The organism is Stenotrophomonas genospecies 5 (assembly GCF_054473825.1).
The window spans coordinates 241,219-266,989 of the sequence record NZ_JBTMUW010000004.1 but is presented as its reverse complement, the minus strand read 5'-3'; the positions used below and the strand labels follow the sequence as shown (position 1 = coordinate 266,989).

Below are 25,771 nucleotides of genomic sequence, written 5' to 3'. Positions count from 1 at the left end.
CTGCGCGGCGGCGGATCGTGGATCCGCCGCCACTCTGCGTTTACGGCGCCTTGCCCTTCCCTGCCGGCGCCGATGCCTGGGCGGTCTTGCCTCCCAGGCTGCGCGACAGGAATGCGAGCAGCTTGTCGTAGTACTCGGTGCGATGGGCCAGGGTGTAGAAGCCGTGCCCCTCGGTCTTGTAGTACAGGCTTTCCACCGGCGTCCCGGCACGCTTCAGTGCCGCTTCCATGCGCTCGGTGTGCTGGATCGGCGCACGCTTGTCTTCGCCACCGGCCGCGAGGAACACCGGCACCTTGATCTGCGTGGCCAGGTTCACCGGCGAAACCGCGCCAAGCTTGGCCGGATCACCCAGCCATTCGCGCAGGAAGGTCACGCCCGAGTCGCGCTCCTGCACATCGCCGCGGGCGAACATCAGCGGCAGGTCGTACACGCCGACATAGCCGGCCGCGCACTGGTACAGCCCCTGTTCGCGGACAGCGCCCATCATCGCGGCGTAGGCACCGTAACTGGCACCGTAGATGCAGATGCGTCTGGCATCGGCGATCCCCTGCGCGATCGCCCAGCGGGTGGCGTCGGTGACGTCATCCTGCATCGCGGCGCCCCATTGCTGGGCGCCGGCCTGGGCATGCGCACGGCCATAGTTCCCCGAGCCACGGAAGTTGACCTGCAGCACGGCGTAGCCGGCAGCGGCCAATATCTGCGTCTCGCGGTCGTACTGGCCATTGTCGAACACGTGGAACGGCCCACCGTGCGGCATCACCACCATCGGCAGGTTGCGTCCGTCGCTGCCGGAGGGCACGGTGAGGAAGCCGTGCAGCGGCAATCCGTCGCGCGCCTTGAGTGCCACCGGACGCACCGTTGCACTGCGATCGATGTCGATCCAGTCGCTGCGGCTGATCAGGTGCTCAGCCTTGCGGGCCTCCGTGTCGTACACATAGAAGTCGCCGGGATTGGTGCCTGACCAGGTCTCCACCAGCACCACGCGGCCATCCCGGGTACTGGAGGTGATGTAGACCGGCCCCCCGAAGGCCGCCTCCAGGCTGCGGTACAGGCGAGCCTCCGGCGACTTCTCGTCGAAGAACCGGGTCCGCGGTGTGTCGCCCATGTACAGGGCGCCCACCGGCACATGGGTGCCGGGCCGGTGGATGATGCGGTACGGATTGACCACCTCGTCGCGCAGCACGACAGCGCGCTCACCGGTCTGCGGATTCCAGCTGACGATGGCATCCGGCCCCTGCGTCTGCTCGGCCTGCAGGTACGCCAGGCTGCCATCCGCGGAGAAGCCGATCGCGGTCTCGATGCGCTTGCTCACTGCCTCATCGTTGATCATCTTCCAGCTGTCGCCCGATCGCTCGCGGTAGTACAGCTTGTTGACATTGTCGCTGCCGGACCCGTGGACGAACCGGACTTCGCCCTGGCCGTCGGTGGTGAACTCACCGCGCCGCACCGGCGAGGAGGCCATGCGCACGCGCCTGCCGCTGGCCACGTCCATGCGTTCGACGCGGGTGAACGGATCCTCCGCGAACGGCCATACCGTCACCAGTACGTTGCGTTCGTCGCCGGGCAGATCATCGGCCAGGAACGCCGCGACCGCCTCGACTTTCTTCGGCTGGATGCGGGTACCCGGGCCCTTGCTTTCGACGCGGTAACCGACCAGCAGCTCGCCGCGATTGCCGTTGGCATCGATGGCGTAGAGCTCGCCGGTGGGATTGGGCTTATCCAGCGCGCCCCACTTCTCGGCCAGGCCGATCAACAGCCGTTCGTTGCTGACCCAGTCGAATTCGTAGGCGTGATTCTTCTGCGGCGGGCGGAAGCTGCCCACGAGCTGCTTGTCGGCCAGCCGCATCACCGCGATCGCGGTGCTGTCCTCCATCGGCACGGTGGCAGCGACATACTCGCCCCCCGGCGATATCTTGATGTCGGTGAAGGTCTCCTGGCGCAGGAACTGCGTCAGATCCACCGCCCATGCGCTGCCCGCGGCAACGCTACCCACGACGACCAGTGCGGCCGTCAACATCGTCCTGCGCATCCTTCCCCCTGCTCCGATGGACACCTTGTCCTGTACACGGATTCTAGGCAGGCGCCGTCTGTCCCGCCAGAGCCGGAAAAGACGACGGCACCGTTGCCGGTGCCGTCGTTGCCACTGCCTTGGAGAGAGAGTCAGGACGTGGGTTCGGGGGGCGTGCGCCGGGTCAGTGGACCCCGCGCACCGCCAGGGTGAGGGCCAGGATGCTGAGGATCACCGCGATGGTGCCGTCAAGCACACGCCAGGTGCTGGGCTTGGTGAACAGCGGCGCCAGCAGGCGTGCACCGAGGCCCTGCGCGGTCAGCCACAGGCAGCTCGCGGTGACCACGCCGGCCGCGAAGGCCATGCGTGCGTGGCCGAAGTTCTCGGCAATGGAGCCGATGACCATCATGTCCAGCCAGAAGTGCGGGTTGATCAGCGAAAAGCCGACCGCCGCCATCAGCACCGCGCGGCGGCTGCCGTCGTCGCTGTCGGCTTCACCCATGCCACCGCCACCGGCAATGGCGCGGCGCGCCGACTTCATCGCGTACCAGGCCAGGAAAGCCACGCCGGTCCACAGCACGGCCGAGGTCAGCCACGGCAGCGCCGAGGTCAACGTGCGCAGGCCGGCCACGCTGGCGAAGATGAAGAACGCATCGATGGCCGCGCAGGTGGCGACCACCGGCACGATGTGCTTGCGCAGGATGCCCTGGCGCAGGATGAAGGCGCTCTGGGCACCGACCACGGCGAACAGGCCGATGCCGGTGGCTGCACCAGAGAACCAGGCACCGAGGCCGGTGCCGGCGGAGATGACCGAAAACATGGGATTCACTGCCTTGTCTTGCTGGGGGGACGGTGCCTCGCGAAGGCGGACAGCACCGGGTACGGGCGCCATTGTCGCGCCGCAACATAGAAAAGACGAGCTAAACTTCCTAAACCAACATTAGCGGAACTTAATACCATGCGCATCGACCATGCCCAGCTGCGCGCGCTCGCCGCCGTGATCCGCGAAGGCAGCTTTGATCGCGCGGCGCAGTCGCTGAATGTCACCCCCTCGGCCATCTCGCAGCGGGTCAAGGCGCTGGAGGATCGTGTCGGACGCCTTCTGGTGAAGCGTGGCGCACCCGCCACTGCCACCGCCGAAGGCCAGGTGCTGGTGCAGCTGGCCGAGCAGACGGCCCTGCTCGAGCATGACGCCCTGCACCGGATGGGCCTGGCCGATGAAGATCTGCCCCAGGCCAGCATCCCGGTGGCGGTGAACCACGACAGCCTGGAAACCTGGTTTCCGCAGGCGGCGCAGCAGTTCGCACTGGGTACCGGCACCACGCTCGACCTGCGCGTGGAAGACCAGGACCACACCGTGGAGCTGCTGCGGCAAGGCACGGTGCTCGGCGCGGTGACCACCCTGGACGAGCCGGTGCAGGGCTGCCAGATCCATGCACTCGGCAGCATCCGTTACGCGGCCACCTGCACGCCGGAGTTCCGCGAACGGCACTTCGCCAAGGGCGTGACCGCGCAGGCGCTGGCACAGGCACCGGTACTGGTGTTCAACCGCAAGGACGAAATGCAGTCGCGCTTTGCCCGGCGCATGGCCGGCGATGACCTGCCCAGCACCGCGCCGACCTGGTGGATTCCCTCCACCCGTGCCTTCGTGCAGGCCAACCTGGGCGGCATGGGCTGGACCATGAACCCCCTGCCGCTGGTCAAGCGGCACCTGGATGCCGGCCGCCTGGTCTACGTGCGACAGCGCGCGTGGGAGGACGTGCCGCTGTACTGGCAGCACTGGAAGGGCGATGTACAGACCATGGCCCTGCTGACCCGCGCGGTGCTGGAGGCATCCTCGACGCTGGTGCGGCGCAGGCGCTGAATTGCTGACTGTACTCAGATGCAGCGACTTTGGTGGACAGAGTCTTCGCGCCGCAACCTTAGAAATTGCGGCAATTACGACACGGTGTGGCGTCATTGCCCGCCGACCGGAGCAACTGTATTACGTAAGCTGGAAGGTTCATCAACTGTGAGTCAAACCGAATGGAACTTCCTGACGAAATCTATCAGCGGGTCACTGATCTCTCGGAGCAGGGAAACGTCCGCATGGATGCCCATGATCATGCTGGTGCGATGCGCTGTTGGCTGGAGGCATTGGGCATGCTGCCAGCGCCTGCGAAGGATTGGGAGGCCTATACCTGGCTGTGCGCCTCACTAGGAGACGCGAGCCTTCTTTCCGGCGATGTCCCGGTGGGCGTAAAGTACTTCATGGATGCGCTGAATGGCCCGGACGGGCATATCAATCCCTTCATCCTGTATCGCATTGGCCAATGCAATGAACTACTGGGGAAACGCGACCAGGCCCTTGAATACCTGCTAAGGGCGTACGCGTTGGATGGCGAGGACATATTCGACGCCGATGATGACGGTAGTAAGTACCTTGCCTTGCTGCGACAGCAGGGCCTCATTTCGCCTTGATGCCACCAAGGCAGCCGAGCGTTGGGAATGCAGCGCTTGGCAGCCAGGACTTGCCCGGCGCCAGCCGTGGACAAACCAGGGCAAAGCGACTTGGCGCCCTCCGTCCTCTCTTCTCCGCGTGACGGAGGTCCGTTCAGGGTCGCCCAGTTGTGCCAGCATCGAAGCAACCGACACGGAGCGCCGCGATGCAGACCGATCCGCTGTTCCTGCATATCCGCGTAGTGATGGGCATCATCCTGGGCCTGTCGATCACGACCCTGCTGAAAGGGATTGCGCAGATCATCGAGCATCCGCAGCGACGCGGCTGCTCGGCACTCCATCTGTGTTGGGTGGCATGGACGCTGGTGTCGCTGGTCACCTTCTGGTGGTGGGAGTTCCGCCTGATTGAAGTCCACCGGTGGACGTTCGAGACCTATCTGTTCGTGATCTGCTACTGCGCGACCTGGTTCCTGCTCTGCGCCCTGTTGTTCCCGGATGACCTGCGCGACTACGGCAGCTACGGCAATTACCTGATGCAGCGCAGACGCTGGATATTCGGCGTGATCGGCGCGCTGACGCTGCTGGATCTGGTGGACACCGCGATCAAGGGCACAAGCCGATGGCATCTGCTGGGCGCGGCGTATCCGGTCCACACCCTGCTGATGCTGCTGGTGGTCCTGCTGGGCTGGAAACTGCACTCCAGCCGGGCACAGCTGCGACTGGCCGCGGCCACCCTGCTCTACCAGATCGGCTATTTCACCGCCGAATACTTCACAATCGGCAACGATTGAACGAGACGGGCAGTTCCTTCAGCGCCCGGTCACAAGGAGGTGCCATGACCATCCGTTACCGCGATGCCCACCCCGACGATGCCGCCGCCTGCATCGACCTGCGCGGGCGTACCCGCGAGAATGCCTTCAGTGCAGCGCAGCTGGCCGAGCTGGGCATCACGACGCAGAGCTGGGCCGAAGGCATCTGCAACGGAGATTTCATCGGACGCATCGCCTGCGACGGCGAGCGCATGGCCGGCTACGGGTTTGCCGACCGCGAAAGCGGCGAGGTGCTGGTTCTGGCCCTGCTGCCGGAGTACGAGAATCTGGGCATCGGCCGACGTCTGCTGCAGGATGTGGTCAGCCTGGCCCGGGATGCCGGTCACCACCGGCTGTTCCTTGCGTGCTCGGCCGACCCGCGCTCGCGCTCGCATGGCTTCTACCGCCATCTCGGCTGGTGCCCGACGGGCGAGATCGACGAAACCGGCGACGAGATTCTCGAACTGCGTTGACCCCAAGCGGAGTGCCGGCCGCTGCGGTCAGTCGGCGTCGACCACGTGCAGCTGCGCCTGGACCACCTGCGCCTCGGCGCCGGTGGAACCGGGTGTCAGATTGATCGAGAACTGCAGGGTCACATCCATCGGGCGCAGGGCGAAGCGTGTCAGCTCCTGCGGCTTGATCGGGAAACCGATGCGCAGGGACTGGCCCGCGCGCAGCTCCTGCATCTGCTGCCGCAGCGCGGCCGAGGCCATGCCGCTGCGCAACGCCGTGGTCTTCTCGGAGTGGTTGTCCTTCACCCTGACCGACGGGCCACGGCTGCGGATGTACTCCAGCGGCAGCGACACAGGCTCGCTGCCGCTGTTGCGCAGTTCCAGTTCGACGTTGAGGGTGTCACCGCGGAAACGGCACTGGGCATCGTCCACGCAGCGCGCATGAAGTTCGATCATGGGAGGAAGCTCCTTGCTGTGGGCCGGCAGCGCTGCGGCAGCGGCAAAAGTGGCAATCAACGAAATCACTTGACGGTGCATGTTATCTCCCGGCCGATTTCCCGGCTCAGCAGTTCACGTACTTCCCGCGCGATGTTCCAGGCATGACGAGGCCGGGTCACCGCGCAGTCCACGGAATTCATGATGGTCGCCGCCGGATCGGTCAGCTCACGGGAATCCGGAACGGCAACCAGCACCTCCGGATCCAGAGTGCCATCGGGCTGGACGTAACGCACGGTCTCTTCGTCCGGGTCGTTATACGAATACTCGTCCGGCACGCCCAGGGTGTGGGCGAACTCGTGGGCGAAGGTCCAGGCCGTGGTCGACACGGAGACATCGATATCCGGGAATTCCACCTGCTCCCGGTCATAGGTGCGATGAACGATCAGCCTGTAGTCGCTGCCGCCCTGCACCCACCGCACCTCGTAGCGGATCGGGAAGCTGCGGGTGCCGCACGCGGGATCATGGACGTCCAGCGTGAACCGGCCGTTCCAGAACTGATCGATGCCGCGCTCCATGCGCGCCTTGACCGCCGCCACCTCGGCAGCGGTGACGCCGGGCTTGGGCATCACCTGCACCTTGATCGACACCACCACCTCGCCCTGGGCCTGCAGCGGAACATCGATGCGGTAGCTGACCTGGAAAGGATAGTCATGCTTGTCGCCATTGACGTCATAGGCTTCGTAGTAGCGCCCGTCCACGTCACGGTCGATCTGCGCATCATGGTCCGCCACCCAGCACTGCGGCGCGTCCTCGTCGCGCACGGCGGTGCCGGGCGCTGCGAAGGGGGGGGTCTGCAGGGTCGGCTTCAACAACGGCGCGACGATCGCTGCGATCGCCGCCACTCCGGCGCCTGCACCGGCGCGCCCTCCACCGCCGGCCACCACGTGGGCGCGCTGCTGCTTGCCCGATACCAGTGCGCAACCGCAGCTGGCCCTGTCGCCATCGCGGGCGACCGGCTGGCCATCGATGACCAGGGTGGCATCGCCGGAAACGATCGAACCCGGACCATGGCGTGCACAGATGACACGGTCGCCGACACGCGCCACGGCGCGCCCTTCGATATCGGTATGCGGGGAACCTGTAAGGACCGAACCGCCCGTCTGCAGGGCGTCACCCACCACGATCAGCATCCGTGACATCGTTGCGCGGCCCCTCCGTGGCCGGTGGTCGTTCTGGAATCAGCCGACAAGTTTACCCCGGAGCGACCGCCGGCAGGATGATGCATTGCACAAAAACCGGACCCGTTCCGGGTAGAATCCTCTGCAAGGATGCTGCAAGGCGTTGTTTCTTCACGCCCTTCCCCTGCCCAGCGCGCATCCTGATCTCCTCCCCTCCGCCAACGATCCCGCCCCCATGAAGAAATTTGGCAAGGCCCTGCTCGCCCTGCTCGTGCTGTTCCTGCTGGCTGCCGCCGTGTTCCTGTACTGGCCGCTGACCCAGCGCTCAGTCCCCGCCGCCAGCAACGACAAGCCTGTCGACGTTGTGCTGGTCGGCGCCGGCATCATGAGCATCACCCTGGCCACCTACCTGCAGGAACTGCAGCCGGACTGGAACATCCAGGTCTATGAACGCCTCGACGGCGTCGCCGGCGAAAGCTCCGACGGCTGGAACAACGCCGGCACCGGCCACTCGGCATTCGCCGAGCTGAACTACACCCCGGAACTGCCCGACGGCAGCATCGAGACCAAGCGTGCGGTCGGCATCGCCGAATCGTTCGAGGTCTCGCGCCAGTTCTGGTCGCACCAGGTGAAGGAAGGCCGGCTCAGCGAGCCCAGCGACTTCATCAACCCCACGCCGCACATGAGCTTCGTCTGGGGCGATGACAACATCGCCTACCTGCATAAGCGCCAGCAGGCGCTGGTGAAGAACCCGCTGTTCTACGGCATGCAGTACTCGGAAGACCCGGCACAGATCCGGCAGTGGGCTCCGCTGATGATGGAAGGCCGCGATCCGAAGCAGAAGGTCGCTGCGACCTGGATGCCACTGGGTACCGACGTCAACTTCGGCGTGATCACCCGCCAGTTGACCGCCGGCCTGCAGCGCAGTCCGAACTTCAGCCTGCACCTGAACCACGAAGTCTCGGCACTGCGGCAGAACGCGGACAAGAGCTGGAACGTCACGGTGAAGGACCTCAAGGCCGGCACCGAGAGCACCACCCACGCCCGCTTCGTGTTCATCGGTGCCGGCGGCGCCGCGCTGAAGCTGCTGCAGATGTCAGGCATTCCCGAGTCGAAGGACTACGCCGGCTTCCCGGTGGGCGGCCAGTTCCTCGCCTTCCAGGGCCAGGACGTGACCTCGCGCCATGGCGTCAAGGCCTATGGCATGGCCGAGACCGGTTCGCCGCCGATGTCGGTGCCGCACCTGGATGCGCGCAAGCTGGACGGCAAGCCGGTGGTCCTGTTCGGACCGTTCGCGCTGTACAGCACCAAGTTCCTCAAGCACGGCTCGTGGTGGGACCTGTACTCGTCGGTGACCCACAACAACGTTGCGCCGATGCTGGAAGTGGGCAAGGACAACCTGGACCTGGTGCAGTACCTGATGAGCCAGGCGCGGCTGAATGATGCCGACCGCCAGGCCGAACTGGTCAAGTACTTCCCCAATGCCAAGCCGGGCGACTGGAAGCTGGTCACCGCAGGCCAGCGCGTGCAGATCATCAAGCGCGACCCGTTGAAGGGTGCGGTGCTGCAGTTCGGTACCGAGATCGTGACCGACAAGGACCACACCATCGCTGCGCTGCTGGGCGCTTCGCCCGGTGCCTCGACGTCGCCGCCGATCATGCTGGATCTGATGGCCAAGGCCTTCCCCGAGCAGATGAAGGCCGGCTGGGAAGCCCGCCTGCGTGAGATCGTGCCCTCCTACGGGCGCAAGCTCAACGACAGTGCGGCACTGGTCAACGAGATCCGTTCGATGACCAGCCAGACCCTGAAGCTGCCCTACCTGGAAGTGCCGGCCGATGCCACGGCTGCACCGGCCACACCGCCGACGCCGACGCCGACGCCCGGCAAGGAAAAGCGCAACGCCAACGAGGAACTGCAGGCGCTCTGAGCCCGGGTCTTCGATGACACCTACGGACGGCCACCTTCGGGTGGCCGTTCGCATTCAGGGAGCTCGGCTCTGCCGGGGCTCGCGGTGCGTGTCCCAGGCATCGACCAGCCCGGGCGAATTGTAATGTTGTTAAGAACGATTTACATTTGCGCCTCGCGCGGACCGCCCGCGCTCACCAGACGGACCTGACCCAGCCCGAAGCCGCCGCCCCGGGTACCGCCCGGCTGTTGCCGCCCTTCCGACTCTCCCGCATCGAGCCCACCAAGATGTCCCTGCACTCCCCTACCCGCCCGCTCCGTCGCGCGCTGCTGCCGGCCGCGCTGCTCGCATCCCTGGCCCTGTCGACACCGTCAGCGTTCGCCGCCGGCGATGCCGCAGCCGATGCCAAGACCCTGGACCGCGTCAGCGTGCGCGCCGACCAGGCTGCGCCGCCCTCAAGCAGCACCCGCCTGCCGATCACCCTGCAGGAAACGCCGCAGTCGGCCACGGCCATCAGCCTGCAGCGCCTGCAGGACGAATCGCTGTTCAGCATCAACGACGTGCTGCGCAACGTCACCGGCGTCAGCGTGTCCTTCTATGACACCCAGCGCCCGCTGTACTACGCCCGCGGCTTTGCCATCACGGACTTCCAGGTCGATGGCATTCCGACCTACAGCGGCTCCACCAACCAGGAATACGACACCGCCTTCTATGACCGCATCGAAGTGATCCGCGGTGCCAACGGCCTGCTCAGCGGCGCGGGGGTGCCTTCGGCCACGGTCAACCTGCTGCGCAAGCGCCCCGGCAAGGACTTCGACGCCTCGTTCTCGGTGAGCGCCGGCAGCTGGGACTACCGGCGCATGGAGGCCGACGTCACCGCGCCGCTGACCGCAGATGGCCGGTTCCGCAGCCGCGTGGTCGCCGCCTATACCGATCGTGATTTCTATTACGACCGCTACAAGGAGAACAAGATGGCCGGCATGGCGGTGCTGGAAGGCGACCTGACCGACAGCACCACGGTCACCCTCGGCTACCAGACCCAGGACAACAACCCGGTCGGTTCGACCTGGGGTACCGTGCCGTTCTTCGACAGCCGCGGCGACTTCGCGCACCTGCCGCGCTCGACCAACCTGGCACCGAAATGGAGCTACTGGCAGCGCGAGACCAGCACGGTGTTCGCGAACCTGGAGCAGCGCTTCGGCGAGGACTGGCTGCTGAAGATCAACACCGCCCACACCCGTGGCAATGTGCAGAACATGCGCCTGTACGGCACCGGCAATCCCGATCCGGCCACCGGTGCGGGCATCTACCTGCGCACTGCCGCTGGCGACTCCGAGGACACCCGCCGCAACATCGATGCCTACCTGACCGGCACGTTCCCGCTGTTCGGCCGCGAGCATGACGTCACCCTGGGTGCCCAGTGGTCCGACCTGGAAGGCACCACCCACACCGTTGCCCTGAACTACCCGCGCGACTGGGCCACCTGCGGCCGCGAGCGCTGCTACTACATCCCCAACGTGTACGACTGGAACGGCGACATCTCCGAGGTGACCTACACCCGTACCGGCGCGCGCCGCGTGCAGAAGACCACGCAGAGCGGCGTCTACCTGGCCGCGCGCCTGCGCCTGGCCGATCCGCTGTCGTTGATCGCGGGTGCGCGCCTGAGCCGCTGGGAAACCCTCAGCCGCTCCTACAGCGCGGCCGGTGCGTATACCGGGACCAGCGGGGCCTACAAGGTCAGTGATGAAGTGACCCCGTACGTGGGACTGGTCTACGACGTCACGCCGCAGTTCTCGGTCTATGCCAGCTACACCGAGATCTTCAACCCGCAGAACTTCAAGGACCGCAACGAGAACCTGCTGGCGCCGGTGCAGGGCTCGAATCTGGAAGCGGGCATCAAGACGCAGTGGTTCGATGGGCGACTGACCGCCAACGCCGCTGTGTTCGAGGCCAAGCAGGACAACTATGCCGTGCGCGACATGGGAGTGCCGGAAGGCTCGCTCAGCGATGGCACCTCGGCCTACATCGGCGTCAACGGCACCAAGTCGCGTGGCTGGGAAATGGACGTCAACGGCGAGATCCTGCCGGGCTGGACGGTCAACGCCGGCTTCACCCATGTCAAAGTGACCCGCGCCGCCACCGACCTGCTGTACGCCAACCCGCCCGAAGACCTGCTGCAGCTCAACACGCAGGTGCGCCTGCGCGGTGCACTGGAACGCCTGAGCCTGGGCGCCGGCGTGCAATGGCAGAGCAAGGTGCAGGGCTACAACATCCCCTACCCGCTGGGCGGCACGGTAACCGTGAACCAGCCGGCCTACACGCTCGTGCAGTTCAACGCCAACTACCGCATCAGCGACAACTGGACGGCAACGCTGAGCGTGCGCAACGCGCTGGACAAGACCTACTGGGCGAACCTGGACTACAACAACTACGGCGAACCGCGCTTCGTCGCCGCCAGCCTGCGCTGGAAGTTCTGAGAACGACCGGCTGAAAGCCTGCAACCTGAATGGGCCCGCCATTGGCGGGCCCTTCTTTTTGCTGCGCTGCAGGTTGCGTCGCCCTCCGTAATTATGGCGTAATTATCTCAACGCCAATCGGAAGCCGGTCGATGAACCCGAGCTGGGACACGCTGGAACGCAGCCGCCAGGCACGTCTGCAGCGGGCTGCGCCCTGGAGCAGAGGCCGTGCAGTGGCCGCCGACGATGTGGGCGAGCTGCTGCACGCCCTGCTTGAACCCGGCGACAAGGTCTGCCTCGAGGGCAACAACCAGAAGCAGGCCGACTTCCTGGCCGAATGCCTTGCCGGGCTGGACCCCGCCCGCGTGCATGATCTGCACATGGTGCAGTCGGTGCTGTCGCTGCCCTCGCATCTGGACGTGTTCGAGCGGGGCATTGCCTCGAAGCTGGACTTTTCCTTCTCAGGCCCGCAATCGGTGCGACTGGCCAACCTGGTGGCCGAAGGGCGGATCCAGATCGGGGCCATCCACACCTACCTGGAACTGTTCGGCCGCTACTTCATCGACCTCACGCCGCGCGTGGCACTGGTCGCAGCGCAGGCCGCCGACCGCGACGGCAACCTCTACACCGGGCCGAACACCGAAGACACGCCGGTGATCGTCGAGGCGACCGCCTTCCGTGGGGGCATCGTCATCGCCCAGGTCAACGAGATCGTCGACACCCTCCCCCGCGTCGATATCCCCGCCGACTGGGTCAACTTCGTCGTGCAGGCACCGCGCCCGAACCACATCGAACCCCTGTTCACCCGCGACCCGGCACAGATCTCCGAGATCCAGGTGCTGATGGCGATGATGGCGATCAAGGGCATCTACGCCGAATACGGTGTGAACCGGCTCAATCACGGCATCGGCTTCGACACGGCCGCGATCGAACTGCTGCTGCCGACCTATGCCGAATCGCTGGGCCTGAAGGGCAAGATCTGCCAGCACTGGGCGCTCAATCCGCATCCGGCGCTGATTCCCGCGATCGAGTCGGGTTTCGTGAAGTCCGTGCACTCGTTCGGTTCGGAACTGGGCATGGAGAAGTACATCGCCGCGCGCGGTGATGTGTTCTTCACCGGCGCCGATGGCTCGATGCGCTCCAACCGCGCGTTCTCGCAGACCGCCGGCCTGTATGCGTGCGACATGTTCATCGGCTCGACGCTGCAGGTCGACCTGCAGGGCAACAGCTCCACCGCCACCCGCGACCGCATCGCCGGCTTCGGTGGCGCGCCGAACATGGGCTCGGATGCGCGCGGCCGCCGTCATGCCAGCGACGCCTGGATCAAGGCCGGCCAGCAGGCCGCACGCCCGGGCGAGATGCCACGCGGGCGCAAGCTGGTGGTACAGATGGTGGAGACCTTCCGCGAACACATGGCACCCGCGTTCGTTGACCGCCTCGATGCGTGGGCGCTGGCCGAACGCGCTGGCATGCCACTGCCACCGGTGATGATCTACGGCGATGACGTGAGCCATGTGCTGACCGAGGAAGGCATCGCCAACCTGCTGCTGTGCCGCACCGCGGAGGAGCGCGAACAGGCGATCCGCGGCGTGGCCGGTTACACCACGGTCGGTCTGGGCCGCGATCGCGCGATGGTGGAGAACCTGCGCGACCGGGGCGTGATCCGGCGGCCGGAAGATCTCGGCATTTCGGTGCGCGACGCCAGTCGTGACCTGCTGGCCGCGCGCTCGGTGAAAGACCTGGTGCGCTGGTCAGGCGGTCTCTACGACCCGCCCAAGCGCTTCCGCAACTGGTAAGGGGCACGCGATGGAAACCCTCGACTATCGATTCGACGGAAGAACCCCGGTGCGGTTCCCGCACGACGCGGTGCTGGTGGGCGTGCTGGCGTCCGGCAATCTGGAAGTCCTGCTGGAACCTGCCGCGCAGGACGGCGCAATGACCGTACATGTCGTCACCGCCGCGCAAGGCTTCGGCACCATCTGGCAGGCGGTCATCGGTGATTTCGCCCGGCGGCATCCGCTGCGCGACGTGCGCGTATCGATCAACGATGCCGGTGCCACCCCGGCGGTGGTCAGCCTGCGCCTGGACCAGGCGGTGGAGACACTGCTCGCCGGAGAACCGCGATGAATCCGATGCAACGACGCAGCTACCACGAGGCCGATGCCCGTGCCCGTATCGCCGGGCTGGTCGATGCCGGATCGTTCACCGAGTATCTCGGGCCGGCCCGGCGCGCCATGAGCCCGCACTTGGCACAGCTGGACCAACCCGCCGCGTTCGACGATGGCATCGTGGTCGGTGCAGCCTCGCTGCGTGGCAGGCGTGTGCTGATTGCTGCACAGCAGGGCGAATTCATGGGGGGCGGTGTCGGCGAAGTGCATGGCGCCAAGCTGACCGGCCTGCTGCGCCGGGCCGCGCAACACAGGCCCGACGGTGTGCTGCTGCTGCTCGACACCGGCGGCGTGCGCCTGCATGAAGCCAATGCGGGCCTGATCGCCATCTCCGAGATCATGCGCGCGACCCTGGACGCGCGCGCCACCGGCGTGCCGGTGGTGGCCCTCATCGGCAGCGGCAACGGCGCCTTCGGCGGCATGGGCATCGTCGCCCGCTGCTGCACCACGGTGATCATGTCCGAGGAAGGGCGACTGTCGCTGTCCGGGCCGGAAGTGATCGAGACCGTGCGCGGCGTAGAGGAGTTCGACTCGCGTGACCGTGCCCTCGTATGGCGGGTGACAGGCGGCAAGCACCGCTACCTCATCGACCAGGCGCAGGTTCTGGTTCCCGATGCCATCGATGCATTCGCCCAGGCCGCATTCGAGGCGCTGCAGCCAGACGCCGCCAGCGCAGACGCCGATGCCGCGCTGGCCGCGCTGCAGCAGCGACATGCCGCCCTGCAGGCCCGGGCAGAGGCCTGGGGGGACTGCCGCGATGGTCTGGAGATCTGGGCACGCCAGGGAATCGATGATCCCGAGCGCCTGCCGCTGCTGGACACCGACGCGTTCCTCGCCGCCACCGCCCACAGGAAACTGCCATGACCGCGCCGCTGCAGCCCCTGCTTGACGCGCTGTTCCCGCGCGGCCACGACGTGACCGTGCACGATTCCGTGCTGACGGGAAGCGCCAGTACCGAAGATGGCGAGGTCACGGTCATCGGCACCACTGACAAGCTGGAAGTCGGTGTCGATCATGCGCTGGTGCTGGCGACAACGGTACTGGCCAGCACCGCCGCACATCCGCAGCGACCGATCGTGATGCTGGTGGATACCGCAGGCCAACGCCTTTCGCGCCGCGACGAACTGCTCGGCATCAACGGTTACTTCGCCCACCTCGCGCAATGCCTGGACGTCGCGCGGCGACGCGGCGCACGGCTGGTGACCCTGGTCCATGGCGAGTCGGTCAGCGGTGGCTTCCTCTCGTTCGGCCTGATGGCGGACACGATCCATGCGCTGCCGGATGCCCAGGTTCGGGTGATGGACCTGCGGGCGATGGCTCGCGTAACCAAGCAACCGCTGGAAAAGCTGCAGGCGCTGAGCCTGACTTCGCCGGTGTTCGCACCCGGGGTGGAAAACTACGTGGCGATGGGTGCGGTACGGTCGCTGTGGTCGGGCGAGCTGGCGCAGGCCTTGCTGGATGCCCTGCGCGCGCCGGCCGACGGCGACCACCGTGCCGCACTGGGTGCCGAACGGGGGGGCCGCCTGCAGGCGGCTGCCGTCGCGGGCGCGGTGGCCAACGGCGATGCCTGAGCGTCTGACCCGCCACACGCTGGTCTGGTTGTCGGCCCACGCCGACTGGCGGGCTGATGTGGCTGCGCAGGAACCGCGGCTCGCCGCATGGTTCGCGCAGGGATTGCCGGCAATGGTCGCGCGACGCGCGGCAGACGACCCCGATTCCCGCCTGCGGCTGGGTGTGCCGTTGCCACCGGGCGAAGGCAAACAGCGGCTTGCACTGCGGGTGCCGCTGCAGGATGTACAGCGTCGGCAGGCGCCGCCGGCACTGAGCGACATCCTCGCGGCAGGCGTATGCCCCGCCTGGCAGGCACCGTTGCACGCTCTCGCCACGCTCGCGCCGGCCCGTGTGTTCGGCGCATTCGCCTGGCAGCACGTTACTGGCCTGCCCTATGTGCATGACCGTTCCGATATCGACCTGCTCTGGGAGGTCCCGGATGCGGCACGGGCCGATGCGCTGGTGACTCGGCTGCGGGCGTGGGAAGCGCAGCATCCGCAGCGGGTCGACGGCGAGCTGTGCCTGGCCCGTGGCGCTGCGGTGAACTGGCGCGAGTACGCCGGCAGCAGCCGTCAACTGCTGGTCAAACGCCTTGACGGCGCAGCCCTGGAAGCACGCCACCGTCTATTCGAGGGCAGCGGGGTGGCCGCATGAACGCCGTCGCGCCGCGCCTTGCCGGCCGCAGCACCGCGCCCGACAGTGCACGCCTAGGCCGCATGGCGATCGCCGCGCTGCATGCCGAGCTGGCCTGTGCGCCCAAGCCCGGCCTGGTCACGCCGTTCGACAGCGGCAGCCATGACGACATGGATGCCGGTACGTTCCTGCGCAGCCTGTTTGCCCTGCGCCACTATTTCACTGCGGTTGCCCGCGATGGCGCCGCCGAAGCGCCGTTCCATCGGCTGCGCGACCACGGCCTGGCCGCCGAAGCGGCGATGCTGCGCGCCACCGGCGGCGTCAACACCCACCGCGGCGCGATCTTCAGCCTGGGCTTGCTGGTGGCAGCGTCAGCCTCGTGCCGCACGCGTCTGGGCCGAGCCGCGACAGGTGAACAGGTATGCCAGGCGGTCTGCCAATGGGCGGACGCCTTCGCCACCTCGCCCCTGGATGTGAACAGTCCGGGGCAGCGCGCGCGCGCCCGTCACGGCGTGCCCGGCGTACGCGAGCAGGCGGCCGCTGGATATCCCCTGCTGCGTGGGCTGGCCCTGCCGGCACTGCGCCATGCGCTGGGCGCAGGGCTGCCACGCGAAGCTGCACTGGCCCATACCCTGATGCATCTGGTCGCAGAGGTCGAGGATCTGAACCTGCTGCATCGGGGCGGTGTTGCCGGACTGCGCTGGGCCCAGCAGCAGGCACGCGGATTCCTCGACGCCGGCGGTGCCTTTGCCGCCGGCTGGCGACCCCGCCTGCAGGACATCGGCGATGCCTTCGTCGCACGCCGGCTCAGCCCGGGTGGCAGCGCCGATCTGCTGGCCTGCAGCGTCTTCCTGCTGTTGCAGGAGCAGGCGTGATGCTGGCCCTGCTCTGCCCGGGACAAGGTACGCAGCATGCTGCGATGTTCGATCACGTGCGCGACAACGACGCCGCGCATGGCGTGCTGCTCGCCGCCAGCGAGGTGCTGCAGCGCGACGTGTTCACCGCTGCTGCGGCCGAGGACCGGTTCGACAATGCGCAGGCACAACCGCTGCTGTGCGCGGCCAGTCTGGCGCAGTGGCACGCCCTGCGCGATGCATTGCCGGTGCCGACCGTGGTGGCCGGCTACAGCATCGGCGAACTGGCGGCGCATGCCATTGCCGGCACCTTCGACGCTGGCAGCTGCCTGGCCCTGTCGGCACAGCGCGCGCATCTGATGGACGGTGCCAGCGCGGCAGGCGCCGGCATGCTGGCGGTGCTGGGCCTGGATCGTACGACGTTGCAAGCGCTGTGCGATGCGCAGGGTACCCACATCGCCATCGTCAACGGCGAGGATCACTTCATTGTGGGAGGCATCCGGCACACCCTGCAGCCGCTGGCCGATGCGGCGCACGCGCTCGGTGCGCAGGTGCGTCCGTTGCCGGTCCACGTCGCTGCCCACACGCCCCTGCTGGCGGCTGCGGTGGCGCCCTTCGCCGCCGCGCTGGAGCGCTCGGGCATGCGGGCACCCCGCCTGCCGCTGCTGGCGGGCGTCGATGCACGGCCCGTGCGCGATGCCGCAACGGCGGTGCACAGCCTGTCGGCACAGCTGGCACAGACCATCGAGTGGGCACAGGTGATGCGGCAGGCCTTCGAGCGCGGCGCGCGAGTGTTCCTGCAGCTGGGCCCGGGCAATGCGCTCGCACGCATGGTCGCGCCGTCCTATCCCTGCTGCGAGTTCCGCGCGGTGGAAGAGTTCCAGAGCCTGCATGGCGCTGCGGCATGGGTCCGCAGTGCGCTGCAGCGCCTGCAGTAACGGGTTCGAGCAGTACGTATCACGCAACACTGCAGTACGTCGCCTTACCCCGGGGATGGCGGGTCTCCATCCGCGCTGTACGTGAGCCACGTGTCTGGGAGGGCGCATGAGTCCACAAATCGCAACGATCATCGGTCTGGTGATCATGTTCATCGTCGCCACCGCACTGCCGATCAACATGGGCGCAGTGGCCTTCGCACTGGCCTTCATCATCGGTGGTGTCTGGGTCGGCATGGGTGGCAAGGAAGTCCTCGCCGGTTTTCCCGGCGATCTGTTCCTGACCCTGGTCGGCATCACCTACCTGTTCGCCATCGCGCAGAAGAACGGCACCATCGACCTGCTGGTTCACTGGGCGGTACGCGCGGTGCGCGGCCACATCGTGGCCATTCCGTGGGTGATGTTCGTGGTCACCGCGGTGCTGACCGCCTTCGGCGCCCTCGGCCCGGCAGCGGTGGCGATCATCGGTCCGGTCGCGCTGCGCTTCGCCAAGCAATACAACATCAACCCGCTGATGATGGGTCTGCTGGTCATCCACGGTGCGCAGGCCGGCGGCTTCTCGCCGATCAGCGTGTACGGCAGCATCACCAATGGCGTGGTGCAGAAGGCCGGGCTGGAGGTCACCGAGATGGCGGTCTTCCTGACCAGCCTCGGCTTCAACTTCATGATGGCGATCATCTGCTTCCTCGCCTTCGGCGGCATCGCGCTGATGCGACGTGGCTCGATCACCGCGGGCGGTGCGGAACTGGCAATGGCCGGTGGTCCGCAGGCGTCGTCGCGGCAGTTCGCCATCGAAGGCCATGGCGCGCTGGTGGCGGCCGGCGGCGGCACCCTGAGCAACGATCCGGCGGCGCTGGATGCAGTGGGTCTGACCCGGGAGCGGTTGTTCACCCTGGTCGGCCTGCTCGGCCTGGGCGTGGCGGCACTGATCTACAACCTCAACGTCGGCCTGGTGTCGATCACCGTCGCAGTGGCGCTGGCACTGCTCTCGCCGCAGAGCCAGAAGGGTGCGGTGGATGGCATCAGCTGGTCGACCGTTCTGTTGATCTGTGGCGTGGTGACCTATATCGGCGTGCTGGAGCATGCGGGCGCGGTCGACTTCATCGGCAACGGGGTCTCCAACATCGGCATTCCGCTGCTGGGCGCTCTGCTGGTGTGCTACGTCGGCGGTATCGTCTCCGCATTCGCATCATCCGCGGCGGTGCTCGGCGCAACGATTCCACTGGCGGTGCCGTTCCTGATGCAGGGGCACCTGGGTGCAGCCGGCGTGATCTGCGCACTGGCAGTGTCGTCCACCATCGTCGATGTCAGCCCCTTCTCCACCAACGGTGCACTGGTCGTGGCATCGGCGGCGAAGGAAGAACGCGAGACGCTGTTCCGCCGCTTCCTGGTCTACAGCGGCCTGGTGGTGGCATTGGGGCCGCTGCTGGCCTGGCTGGTGTTCGTGGTGCCGGGCTGGATGTAGGCGATGACCGGTCGTGCCGGCTGACGGCCGGCACTACCGCCAGCGGGTACACTCTGCCAATGGCCATCGCCCCTGCTCCACGGTCCCCGAAGAAGCGCGCCCCTCTGTACGAGGAGGTCGCCGAACATGTGCGTGAGCGCATCTATGACTATCGCCTGCCCCCCGGCGAATGGATCGACGAGCCTGCGCTGTGCAGTGAACTGGGCATCAGCCGCACCCCGCTGCGCGAGGCGTTGAAGCTGCTGGCAGCCGAAGGCCTGGTGCAGATCGACGCCGGGCGCGGCAGCCGGGTAACCCGGCTGACGCTGGAGGACCTCAACCAGCTGTTCCCGGTGATGGCCATGCTGGAGGGCCGCTGCGCGCATGAGGCGGTCAGGCATATCGATGATGCGGGCGTGGCCCAGCTGGAATCCCTGCATGCCGCGATGGAAGCGGCGGCGGCTGACGGCAACATCGCCGAGTATTACCGCAACAACTACCTCATCCACGAAACCGTGCAGCACTATGCCGGCAATCCGTGGCTGATCCGCATCACCCACGACCTGCACCGCATCCTGAAGATGCATCGCGGCCGGCAGCTGCTGACGCCCGGACGCACGGCACAGTCGCTGGCCGAGCACCGCGAGCTGATGGAGTGCTTCCGTCGCCGTGATGCCGACGCGGCAGAACGCACGATGGAACGGCACCTGCTCAGCCAGGGCCAGGCGCTGGCCGCCTACGTGGCGGCCGGGGGCCTGCTGAACGTACCGGCGCCGCTGCCGACCGAAGGCGGCGCCTGAGCGAGCTGTCGCCCCGCCGGGCATGGCACGCAATGCGGGCGGTGGCTGACCCTGTTCCTGTGGCGTCAATCGCCGCAGCCGCCGCCGTCGCTGCCACCGCCGTCGCTGCCACAGTCCGCAGAGGGGGCATTGCCCTCGTGGGCGCCATCGCTGGCCCAGATCGCGCCGTCCTGGCTGCGTGCATGCAGTCCGAGCGGGCCCTCGGCGGCTGCCACCAGCAGGCAGACGACGGCGCCGATCAGCGGCAGCAGCCAGATCACCAGCACCTGCGCGGCCCGGTTGCCCGACGACAATTCCTGCCGACGCAGAATGACCCAGCTCGCCAGCAGATTCAGGCCCAGCACCAGCAGGACCAGCAGAAGGGTCACGATCAGCACCAGGCGTCTCCCGGCATGGATATCGACGCCATTATGGCCCGCCGCCCCGCCAATGGCCCTGCCTGTCATGAAGATGGGACAATGTAGCGCGCGCCGGCCTGCCTCTTGGCCGCCGGGGCCCCCCGCACCACACGGAAGAAGAAGAACAACAACATGCTGAAAGTCATTTTCGATACCGACCCGGGCGTCGACGACGCCCTGGCCCTGCTGTACCTGCACAAGCATCCGCAGATCGACCTGATCGGCGTTACCACCACCTTCGGCAACGCCTCGGTGGAGTCCACCACCCACAACGCGCTGTACCTGAAGCAGGCCTGGGCGCTGACTGCGCCGGTCGCGCGTGGCGCGGCGGGCCCCCTGCAGCCCGATGCCACGCCGGAAGCCTGGCCGGTGCACATCCACGGCCACAATGGCCTGGGCAATCACCCGGTGCCTGCCCAGCTGGACGTGACCGCCGACGCTCGTCCTGCGCACCAGCTGATCATCGATCTGGTGCGGGCCCATCCAGGCGAGGTCACGCTGGTCGCGGTCGGCCGCATGACCAACCTGGCCCTGGCCCTGCAGCAGGCGCCGGACATCGCCGGCCTGGTGCGTGGCGTGGTCATCATGGGGGGTGCCTTCCACGTCAACGGCAACATCACCCCGGCCGCCGAGGCCAATATCTGGGGCGATGCGGAAGCCGCCGACGTGGTGTTCACCGCACAGTGGCCGGTCACCGCGATCGGCCTGGATGTCACCACCCGCGTCGAGATGAACCGTGACGGCCTGGACAAACTGGCTGCGGTCGGGGGTGCCGATGCCGAACTGGTGCGTGCGCTGTCGCAGGATTACGTGGACTTCTACCTGCAGGCCGGCCACAAGGGCATGGTCGTGCACGATTGCTGCGCCTGCATCGCGCTCACCCGCCCGGAGCTGTTCCGCTTCGAGCGCGCAAGCGTGCGCGTGGCCACCGACGGCGTCGCCCGTGGCATGACCATTCCCAAGCCTGAAGGCCTGGCATTCGGCCCCAGCGTATGGGACGGCCACGTGGTGCAGTCGATTGCCATTGGCGTGGATGCCGCCGCCGTGCTGGCCGACATCGAGCAGACGCTGAAGGTGTGACCGGCTAGGATCCGCCCTGCTTGCCAGGGCGGGTCTTCCGCGTCGATGCCGTTTCCGGCAGCGTCCACAGCACCGGCAACACCAGCAATGCGACCAGCGCGATCATCGCGCCCGGTGCCGCCGCCCAGCCGCTGCGCTCCACCCACCACTGCGCCAGCCACGGTGTCGCACCGCCGAAGACCGCCGTGGCCATGGTCACGCCCAGTGCCAGCCCGCTTACCCGGCCCTCGCCCGGAAACTGCTCGGCCGTGGCCGGTGCCGCGACCGCGCTCACGCCACCGGCCACGCAGGCCAGCAGCACCGCAGCCACGGCGATACCCAACGGCGTGGTATGCGCCATCCAGCCGAACAACGACAGCGGCAGCAACGCCGCCAGTACCGTCAGGCCCAACAGCAGCGGGCGCCGGCCGAAGCGATCGGACAACGCACCGCACAAGGGAGTGATGGCGATCACGGCCACCGCCGCGATCGTCGACAGCCACAGGGCGTCGCCCTCGTCGTGCCCCTGTGCGTGCAGGAACGCGGGCACATAGGTGATGCCGACGTAGTAGGTGATCGAGCCCAGCGCGGAAATGGCGAAGGTGCGCGCTACCGCCTGCGGATGGTGGCGCAGCACGTGGCGCAGCGGCGTGGCAGGAATGCTGCCCTCGCGACGCTGCCGCTCGAACTCCGGCGATTCATGCATGCCCGAACGCGCGATCAGGATGACCAGCGCCAGTGCAGCACCGACGAAGAACGGAATGCGCCATCCCCAGCTGTCCAGTTGTACCTGCGGCAGCAGCGCGACCGTCAGTGCGGAGATCGCCACCGCCAGCAGCGCGCCCACTTCGCTGGCCGCCGAGGCCAACGAGGTCACCAGTCCACGCCGGCGTGCCGGAGCGCTTTCCAGCAGATAGGCGACTACGCCCGTGTATTCACCGCCCACCGAGAATGCCATCACGCACCGCAGCACCAGCAGCAGCACACCCGCCGTCGTGCCCGCCGTCGCGGCGGTAGGCAGCAGCGCGGTGGCCAGCATGGCTGCAGCCATCAGCGCCATCGAGGCCAGCAGCATCCAGCGCCGCCCCAAGCGGTCACCGAGGTGACCGAAGCACAGCGCGCCGAGTGGGCGCATCAGGTAGGACACGGCAAATCCCGCAAGGGTGACCAGCATCGCCTGTTCGCCGCCGCCGAAAAACACCCGCGACAGCACCGTGGCGAAATAGAGGTACAGGGTAAAGTCGTACCACTCCACCACGGTGGACAGGCCGGCGACCCACATCGAGCGCTGCTGTGTCGCACTCATCGCCTGTTCGCCTTCGCCACCATCGTTTCCCTGTCTGCGGTCCGTGCGCAGGGTGCCACCACGCGGGTGACGGCACGGTGGACCCGCTGCACGACGGGCGCGGACCGCAGACGGCTCAGGGTGCGCGGCGCAGGGTGATCAGGGTGATCTCCGAGGGCACGCCGATGCGTGCCGGGAAGCCGGCCCACAGTCCCGCACCGTTGCTCACATACAGCGTCATGTCATCGACGCGGTACCGTCCGGAGACGAAACCGCCGTTGGCACGCTTCACCAGCTGGTCCATGCCGAGGATCTGGCCGCCATGGGTATGGCCGGACAGCTGCAGCTTGACCCCGCGTGCGGCCGCGTCCTTCGCATTGCGTGGGCGGTGGTCGAGCAGAATCACCGGGGCGGCCGGATCCGCACCCGCCAGCGCCGCCTCCAGATCGGGCAGCGGCAGGCCATAGCGCGCGGCCACCGGATCGGTAACACCGGCGATCGTCATCGCTGCATCCCCCCGCCGCACCTGCACGTGGCTGTTCTCCAGCACCTGCATGTGCAGCGCACGGAACGCCTGCATCCATTCGCTGTACTGGGCGTAGTACTCGTGATTGCCGGTGATGGCGATCACCCCGTCCGGCGCCCTCAGTTCACCCAGGGGCCGGAAGTCATTGCGCCGTGCCTGCACGGTGCCATCGATCAGGTCGCCGGTGATGACGACCAGGTCGGGCGTCAGGGCATTGCTTTCGGCCACGACCTGACGCACCCAGTCGCCGGTCAGCAGGCGGCTGGCGTGGATGTCGGTAAGCTGCAGTACGCGGTAACCCTCGAACGCGGCAGGCAGGCCGGCAATGGCCACCTCGATCTGTCGGGTCTTGGGCACCGCCATGCCCTGGCTCACGCCCCAGGCACTGACCAGCAGAGCCAGCAGGCCTGCGCCCGGGCGCAGCCACGGCGCGCGCAGCGCTGCGGTCACACGGGGCCTGCGCAGAGCCCACGCGCCAAGCAGGCCCACGTCCATTACCAGCATCACCAGTGCCAGCAGCAGTACCGCAGTGGAGCCGGTGGCGAGCACGGCGATGGCCAGCTTGGGGATTTCCGGCGAGGCCATCGTGCCCCAGAACGTGGCCACGATCCGCAGCTGGACGGCGATGGCGACCAGCAGCAGGGACAGCAGTACCTTCAACCACACGGGCAGGCGCAGCGGCCAGAACAGGCGAAGGGCCACATACACGCCCATCAGCAAACCAATCGTACTCAGCACTGCGACGTTCCTGGACGAAGACAAGAGCCCGCCATGGTGACGGCTGCGGACAGCGTTGTGTAGAGCCGGGCCATGCCCGGCTGCTCAGTTCGCAGTCGAGCACGCTCGACGCTACGGAAGCCCGAGGCGCTCCACCCGCAGGCGGACAATGCGCCGCTTCTCCATGGCCAGTACGGTGATGCGGGCATCCGCTACTTCGACCGCATCGCCCACATCCGGCAGGCGGCCAAGCTGGTCCAGCACCAGGCCGGAGATGGTCATGTAGTCGGCACTGCGGGGCAGCGACACGCCGGCCAGCCGTTGCAGGTCATCCAGCGTCAACGCGCCGTCGGCCTCCCATTGGCCCTCGTCCAGCGCCACTACGCCGTAACGCTCGTCCTGGGTATCGACCAGATCGCCCGCGATCGCCGCCAGCAGGTCATTGGCGGTCACCAGGCCTTCCACACTGCCGTACTCGTCCACCGCTACCGCCAGCGGTACCGGGTGCAGGCGGATCAGTTCAAGCGCCTGCAACGCGCTGGCGCTGGACAGCACGTACTGCGGCTGGCGCAGGTTGGCTTCCAGCTGCAGCGGCCTGCCCTGCAGCAGGTCGGCCAGCAGGTCGCGGCTCTGCACCACACCACGCAGGCTGTCCAGATCACCCTCGCCCACGAGCAGGCGCGTGTGCGGCGACGCCACCAGGCGCGCCACCACGTCGTCCTGGCCGCGCGCCAGATCGATCCACTGCACGTCGGCGCGCACGGTCATCACACTGGACACAGGCCGGTCAGCCAGGCCCAGCACGCTGCGGATCATCTCGTGCTCGGCCGGCTGCAGGCGTTCCTCCGGATCACCGTGGTCTTCTTCGCTGGCATCGTCGTGGCCATTGGCCGGACGGGCGCCCAGCAGGCGCAGCACGGCATCGGCAGTGCGCTGACGGAACGGCTGGCGACGCTCGTTGCGCTCGCGGTTGAAGCGCACCCACTGGTTGAAGGCTTCCACCAGGATCGAGAACGCGATCGCCGCGTACAGGTAGCCCTTTGGAATCTTGTAACCCAGCCCCTCGGCGACCAGGCTGAAGCCGATCATCAACAGGAAGCCCAGGCACAGCACCACCACCGTGGGATGCTTGTTGACGAAGCGGGTCAGCGGCTTGCTGGCCACCAGCATCAGTGCCATCGCGATGGTCACCGCGGCATACATCACGCCCAGGTTGTCGACCATGCCCACGGCAGTGATCACCGAGTCCAGCGAGAACACGGCGTCCAGCACTACGATCTGTGCCACCACCATGGCAAAACTGGCGTAGACCTTCTTGCCGTCTTCCTGGTGACTGCGGCCCTCCAGCCGCTCATGCAGCTCCATGGTGCCCTTGAACAGCAGGAACAGGCCACCGCCCAGCAGGATCAGGTCGCGTCCGGAGAAGCTGTGACCGAACAGCGTGACCAGCGGCTCGGTCAGCTTCATGATCCACGCCAGCGCGGCCAGCAGCACCAGCCGCATCAGCAGCGCCAGGGTCAGGCCGATCACCCGCGCACGGTCGCGCTGGTGCGGCGGCAGTTTGTCGGCAAGGATCGCGATGAACACCAGGTTGTCGATGCCGAGCACGATCTCCAGCACCACCAGGGTTGCAAGTCCCATCCATATCGAGGGGTCAGCCAACCATTCCATTTCGGGTCCGTTTCGTCAGTAGGTCAGGGGGAAAAACAAAAGCT

24 protein-coding genes are annotated in these 25,771 nt (G+C 67.1%); 16 read left to right on the top strand and 8 right to left on the bottom strand.

All coding sequences use genetic code 11. From position 1 onward, the window contains the following. Nucleotides 1-40: 40 nt before the first annotated feature. Complete coding sequence (locus ACX9OW_RS20365; protein WP_459062752.1) at nucleotides 41-2,029, bottom strand: alpha/beta hydrolase family protein; 1,989 nt, start codon at nucleotides 2,027-2,029, stop codon at nucleotides 41-43. Between the two features lie 163 nt (nucleotides 2,030-2,192). Next, nucleotides 2,193-2,828 carry a LysE/ArgO family amino acid transporter gene (locus tag ACX9OW_RS20360; RefSeq protein WP_053516190.1) on the bottom strand — a complete coding sequence of 212 codons (636 nt, stop codon included), beginning with the start codon at nucleotides 2,826-2,828 and terminating at the stop codon, nucleotides 2,193-2,195. 138 nt (nucleotides 2,829-2,966) lie between these two features. On the opposite strand from ACX9OW_RS20360, the gene ACX9OW_RS20355 reads away from it, so the two are divergent. From ACX9OW_RS20355 to ACX9OW_RS20340, 4 genes are all read left to right on the top strand, one after another. Further along, nucleotides 2,967-3,872, top strand: coding sequence for a LysR family transcriptional regulator ArgP (locus ACX9OW_RS20355; protein WP_053516191.1), 906 nt, complete (start codon nucleotides 2,967-2,969; stop codon nucleotides 3,870-3,872). Nucleotides 3,873-4,033: 161 nt separating this feature from the next. Next, nucleotides 4,034-4,468, top strand: coding sequence for a tetratricopeptide repeat protein (locus tag ACX9OW_RS20350; RefSeq protein WP_459062751.1), 435 nt, complete (start codon nucleotides 4,034-4,036; stop codon nucleotides 4,466-4,468). A 185-nt stretch (nucleotides 4,469-4,653) separates the two neighbouring features. After that, complete coding sequence (locus ACX9OW_RS20345) at nucleotides 4,654-5,238, top strand: hypothetical protein (protein ID WP_053516192.1); 585 nt, start codon at nucleotides 4,654-4,656, stop codon at nucleotides 5,236-5,238. Nucleotides 5,239-5,282: 44 nt separating this feature from the next. Further along, nucleotides 5,283-5,729, top strand: coding sequence for a GNAT family N-acetyltransferase (locus ACX9OW_RS20340; protein WP_065182375.1), 447 nt, complete (start codon nucleotides 5,283-5,285; stop codon nucleotides 5,727-5,729). A 27-nt stretch (nucleotides 5,730-5,756) separates the two neighbouring features. Here the strand turns inward: ACX9OW_RS20340 and ACX9OW_RS20335 are convergent, their stop codons facing one another. Continuing rightward, nucleotides 5,757-6,164: a hypothetical protein gene (locus ACX9OW_RS20335; RefSeq protein ID WP_053516196.1), complete on the bottom strand. Its 408-nt coding sequence runs from the start codon at nucleotides 6,162-6,164 to the stop codon at nucleotides 5,757-5,759. A gap of 65 nt (nucleotides 6,165-6,229) precedes the next feature. Next, entirely contained in the window at nucleotides 6,230-7,345 is a 1,116-nt protein-coding gene (locus tag ACX9OW_RS20330) for a PAAR domain-containing protein (RefSeq protein ID WP_080375221.1), read from the bottom strand. Nucleotides 7,346-7,559: 214 nt separating this feature from the next. Here ACX9OW_RS20330 and mqo point away from each other — a divergent pair, with 214 nt between their 5' ends. The 11 genes from mqo to ACX9OW_RS20275 all read left to right on the top strand — a co-directional run bounded on the left by mqo (nucleotide 7,560) and on the right by ACX9OW_RS20275 (nucleotide 20,071). After that, the gene (gene mqo, locus ACX9OW_RS20325) at nucleotides 7,560-9,251 is read left to right on the top strand and encodes a malate dehydrogenase (quinone) (RefSeq protein ID WP_053516198.1); all 1,692 of its coding nucleotides are present in this window, start codon (nucleotides 7,560-7,562) and stop codon (nucleotides 9,249-9,251) included. 266 nt (nucleotides 9,252-9,517) lie between these two features. Continuing rightward, nucleotides 9,518-11,707 carry a TonB-dependent siderophore receptor gene (locus ACX9OW_RS20320; RefSeq protein WP_459062750.1) on the top strand — a complete coding sequence of 730 codons (2,190 nt, stop codon included), beginning with the start codon at nucleotides 9,518-9,520 and terminating at the stop codon, nucleotides 11,705-11,707. Between the two features lie 131 nt (nucleotides 11,708-11,838). Continuing rightward, the gene (mdcA, locus tag ACX9OW_RS20315) at nucleotides 11,839-13,482 is read left to right on the top strand and encodes a malonate decarboxylase subunit alpha (RefSeq protein WP_065174588.1); all 1,644 of its coding nucleotides are present in this window, start codon (nucleotides 11,839-11,841) and stop codon (nucleotides 13,480-13,482) included. A gap of 10 nt (nucleotides 13,483-13,492) precedes the next feature. After that, entirely contained in the window at nucleotides 13,493-13,813 is a 321-nt protein-coding gene (gene mdcC / locus ACX9OW_RS20310) for a malonate decarboxylase acyl carrier protein (RefSeq protein ID WP_053516201.1), read from the top strand. Further along, a complete protein-coding gene (locus ACX9OW_RS20305) occupies nucleotides 13,810-14,718 on the top strand; it encodes a biotin-independent malonate decarboxylase subunit beta (RefSeq protein WP_065174587.1) in 909 nt (302 codons plus the stop codon). The genes mdcC and ACX9OW_RS20305 overlap by 4 nt, the downstream gene beginning before the upstream one ends. Then, nucleotides 14,715-15,425: a biotin-independent malonate decarboxylase subunit gamma gene (gene mdcE / locus ACX9OW_RS20300; protein WP_459062749.1), complete on the top strand. Its 711-nt coding sequence runs from the start codon at nucleotides 14,715-14,717 to the stop codon at nucleotides 15,423-15,425. Before ACX9OW_RS20305 ends, mdcE begins: the two co-directional genes overlap by 4 nt. Further along, nucleotides 15,418-16,059, top strand: coding sequence for a malonate decarboxylase holo-[acyl-carrier-protein] synthase (mdcG, locus tag ACX9OW_RS20295; protein ID WP_459062748.1), 642 nt, complete (start codon nucleotides 15,418-15,420; stop codon nucleotides 16,057-16,059). Before mdcE ends, mdcG begins: the two co-directional genes overlap by 8 nt. After that, nucleotides 16,056-16,913, top strand: a complete 858-nt coding sequence (gene mdcB, locus ACX9OW_RS20290; RefSeq protein ID WP_262100219.1) for a triphosphoribosyl-dephospho-CoA synthase MdcB — start codon at nucleotides 16,056-16,058, stop codon at nucleotides 16,911-16,913. Before mdcG ends, mdcB begins: the two co-directional genes overlap by 4 nt. Continuing rightward, a complete protein-coding gene (gene mdcH, locus ACX9OW_RS20285; RefSeq protein WP_277381493.1) occupies nucleotides 16,910-17,830 on the top strand; it encodes a malonate decarboxylase subunit epsilon in 921 nt (306 codons plus the stop codon). Before mdcB ends, mdcH begins: the two co-directional genes overlap by 4 nt. A 106-nt stretch (nucleotides 17,831-17,936) precedes the next feature. Continuing rightward, nucleotides 17,937-19,292, top strand: coding sequence for an SLC13 family permease (locus tag ACX9OW_RS20280; RefSeq protein ID WP_053516216.1), 1,356 nt, complete (start codon nucleotides 17,937-17,939; stop codon nucleotides 19,290-19,292). Nucleotides 19,293-19,351: 59 nt separating this feature from the next. After that, entirely contained in the window at nucleotides 19,352-20,071 is a 720-nt protein-coding gene (locus tag ACX9OW_RS20275) for a GntR family transcriptional regulator (RefSeq protein WP_065174583.1), read from the top strand. A gap of 65 nt (nucleotides 20,072-20,136) precedes the next feature. On the opposite strand, the gene ACX9OW_RS20270 is transcribed toward ACX9OW_RS20275, so the two are convergent. Beyond that, nucleotides 20,137-20,448 (bottom strand): hypothetical protein, encoded by a 312-nt coding sequence (locus ACX9OW_RS20270; RefSeq protein ID WP_459062747.1) that lies wholly within the window; start codon nucleotides 20,446-20,448, stop codon nucleotides 20,137-20,139. Nucleotides 20,449-20,601: 153 nt separating this feature from the next. Here ACX9OW_RS20270 and ACX9OW_RS20265 point away from each other — a divergent pair, with 153 nt between their 5' ends. Continuing rightward, entirely contained in the window at nucleotides 20,602-21,549 is a 948-nt protein-coding gene (locus ACX9OW_RS20265) for a nucleoside hydrolase (protein WP_322522842.1), read from the top strand. Nucleotides 21,550-21,553: 4 nt separating this feature from the next. Here ACX9OW_RS20265 and ACX9OW_RS20260 read toward each other — a convergent pair whose 3' ends face one another. The 3 genes from ACX9OW_RS20260 to ACX9OW_RS20250 all read right to left on the bottom strand — a co-directional run bounded on the left by ACX9OW_RS20260 (nucleotide 21,554) and on the right by ACX9OW_RS20250 (nucleotide 25,727). Then, complete coding sequence (locus ACX9OW_RS20260; RefSeq protein ID WP_065182383.1) at nucleotides 21,554-22,834, bottom strand: MFS transporter; 1,281 nt, start codon at nucleotides 22,832-22,834, stop codon at nucleotides 21,554-21,556. Nucleotides 22,835-22,949: 115 nt separating this feature from the next. After that, the gene (locus ACX9OW_RS20255) at nucleotides 22,950-24,077 is read right to left on the bottom strand and encodes a metallophosphoesterase (protein ID WP_322522843.1); all 1,128 of its coding nucleotides are present in this window, start codon (nucleotides 24,075-24,077) and stop codon (nucleotides 22,950-22,952) included. Nucleotides 24,078-24,188: 111 nt separating this feature from the next. Beyond that, nucleotides 24,189-25,727: a TerC family protein gene (locus tag ACX9OW_RS20250; RefSeq protein WP_065174578.1), complete on the bottom strand. Its 1,539-nt coding sequence runs from the start codon at nucleotides 25,725-25,727 to the stop codon at nucleotides 24,189-24,191. Nucleotides 25,728-25,771: the final 44 nt, after the last annotated feature.

Bases quoted from the DNA above. Each gene is read 5' to 3' on its own strand.
- mdcG (WP_459062748.1), top strand. From the start codon at position 15,418: ATGCCTGAGCGTCTGACCCGCCACACGCTGGTCTGGTTGTCGGCCCAC.
- ACX9OW_RS20260 (WP_065182383.1), bottom strand. From the start codon at position 22,834: ATGAGTGCGACACAGCAGCGCTCGATGTGGGTCGCCGGCCTGTCCACC.
- ACX9OW_RS20305 (WP_065174587.1), top strand. From the start codon at position 13,810: ATGAATCCGATGCAACGACGCAGCTACCACGAGGCCGATGCCCGTGCC.
- ACX9OW_RS20275 (WP_065174583.1), top strand. From the start codon at position 19,352: ATGGCCATCGCCCCTGCTCCACGGTCCCCGAAGAAGCGCGCCCCTCTG.
- ACX9OW_RS20350 (WP_459062751.1), top strand. From the start codon at position 4,034: ATGGAACTTCCTGACGAAATCTATCAGCGGGTCACTGATCTCTCGGAG.
- ACX9OW_RS20280 (WP_053516216.1), top strand. From the start codon at position 17,937: ATGAGTCCACAAATCGCAACGATCATCGGTCTGGTGATCATGTTCATC.
- mdcB (WP_262100219.1), top strand. From the start codon at position 16,056: ATGAACGCCGTCGCGCCGCGCCTTGCCGGCCGCAGCACCGCGCCCGAC.
- mqo (WP_053516198.1), top strand. From the start codon at position 7,560: ATGAAGAAATTTGGCAAGGCCCTGCTCGCCCTGCTCGTGCTGTTCCTG.
- mdcA (WP_065174588.1), top strand. From the start codon at position 11,839: ATGAACCCGAGCTGGGACACGCTGGAACGCAGCCGCCAGGCACGTCTG.
- mdcE (WP_459062749.1), top strand. From the start codon at position 14,715: ATGACCGCGCCGCTGCAGCCCCTGCTTGACGCGCTGTTCCCGCGCGGC.
- ACX9OW_RS20250 (WP_065174578.1), bottom strand. From the start codon at position 25,727: ATGGAATGGTTGGCTGACCCCTCGATATGGATGGGACTTGCAACCCTG.
- ACX9OW_RS20345 (WP_053516192.1), top strand. From the start codon at position 4,654: ATGCAGACCGATCCGCTGTTCCTGCATATCCGCGTAGTGATGGGCATC.
- ACX9OW_RS20360 (WP_053516190.1), bottom strand. From the start codon at position 2,828: ATGTTTTCGGTCATCTCCGCCGGCACCGGCCTCGGTGCCTGGTTCTCT.
- ACX9OW_RS20265 (WP_322522842.1), top strand. From the start codon at position 20,602: ATGCTGAAAGTCATTTTCGATACCGACCCGGGCGTCGACGACGCCCTG.
- ACX9OW_RS20340 (WP_065182375.1), top strand. From the start codon at position 5,283: ATGACCATCCGTTACCGCGATGCCCACCCCGACGATGCCGCCGCCTGC.
- ACX9OW_RS20335 (WP_053516196.1), bottom strand. From the start codon at position 6,164: ATGATCGAACTTCATGCGCGCTGCGTGGACGATGCCCAGTGCCGTTTC.
- mdcC (WP_053516201.1), top strand. From the start codon at position 13,493: ATGGAAACCCTCGACTATCGATTCGACGGAAGAACCCCGGTGCGGTTC.
- ACX9OW_RS20355 (WP_053516191.1), top strand. From the start codon at position 2,967: ATGCGCATCGACCATGCCCAGCTGCGCGCGCTCGCCGCCGTGATCCGC.
- ACX9OW_RS20330 (WP_080375221.1), bottom strand. From the start codon at position 7,345: ATGTCACGGATGCTGATCGTGGTGGGTGACGCCCTGCAGACGGGCGGT.
- ACX9OW_RS20320 (WP_459062750.1), top strand. From the start codon at position 9,518: ATGTCCCTGCACTCCCCTACCCGCCCGCTCCGTCGCGCGCTGCTGCCG.
- ACX9OW_RS20365 (WP_459062752.1), bottom strand. From the start codon at position 2,029: ATGCGCAGGACGATGTTGACGGCCGCACTGGTCGTCGTGGGTAGCGTT.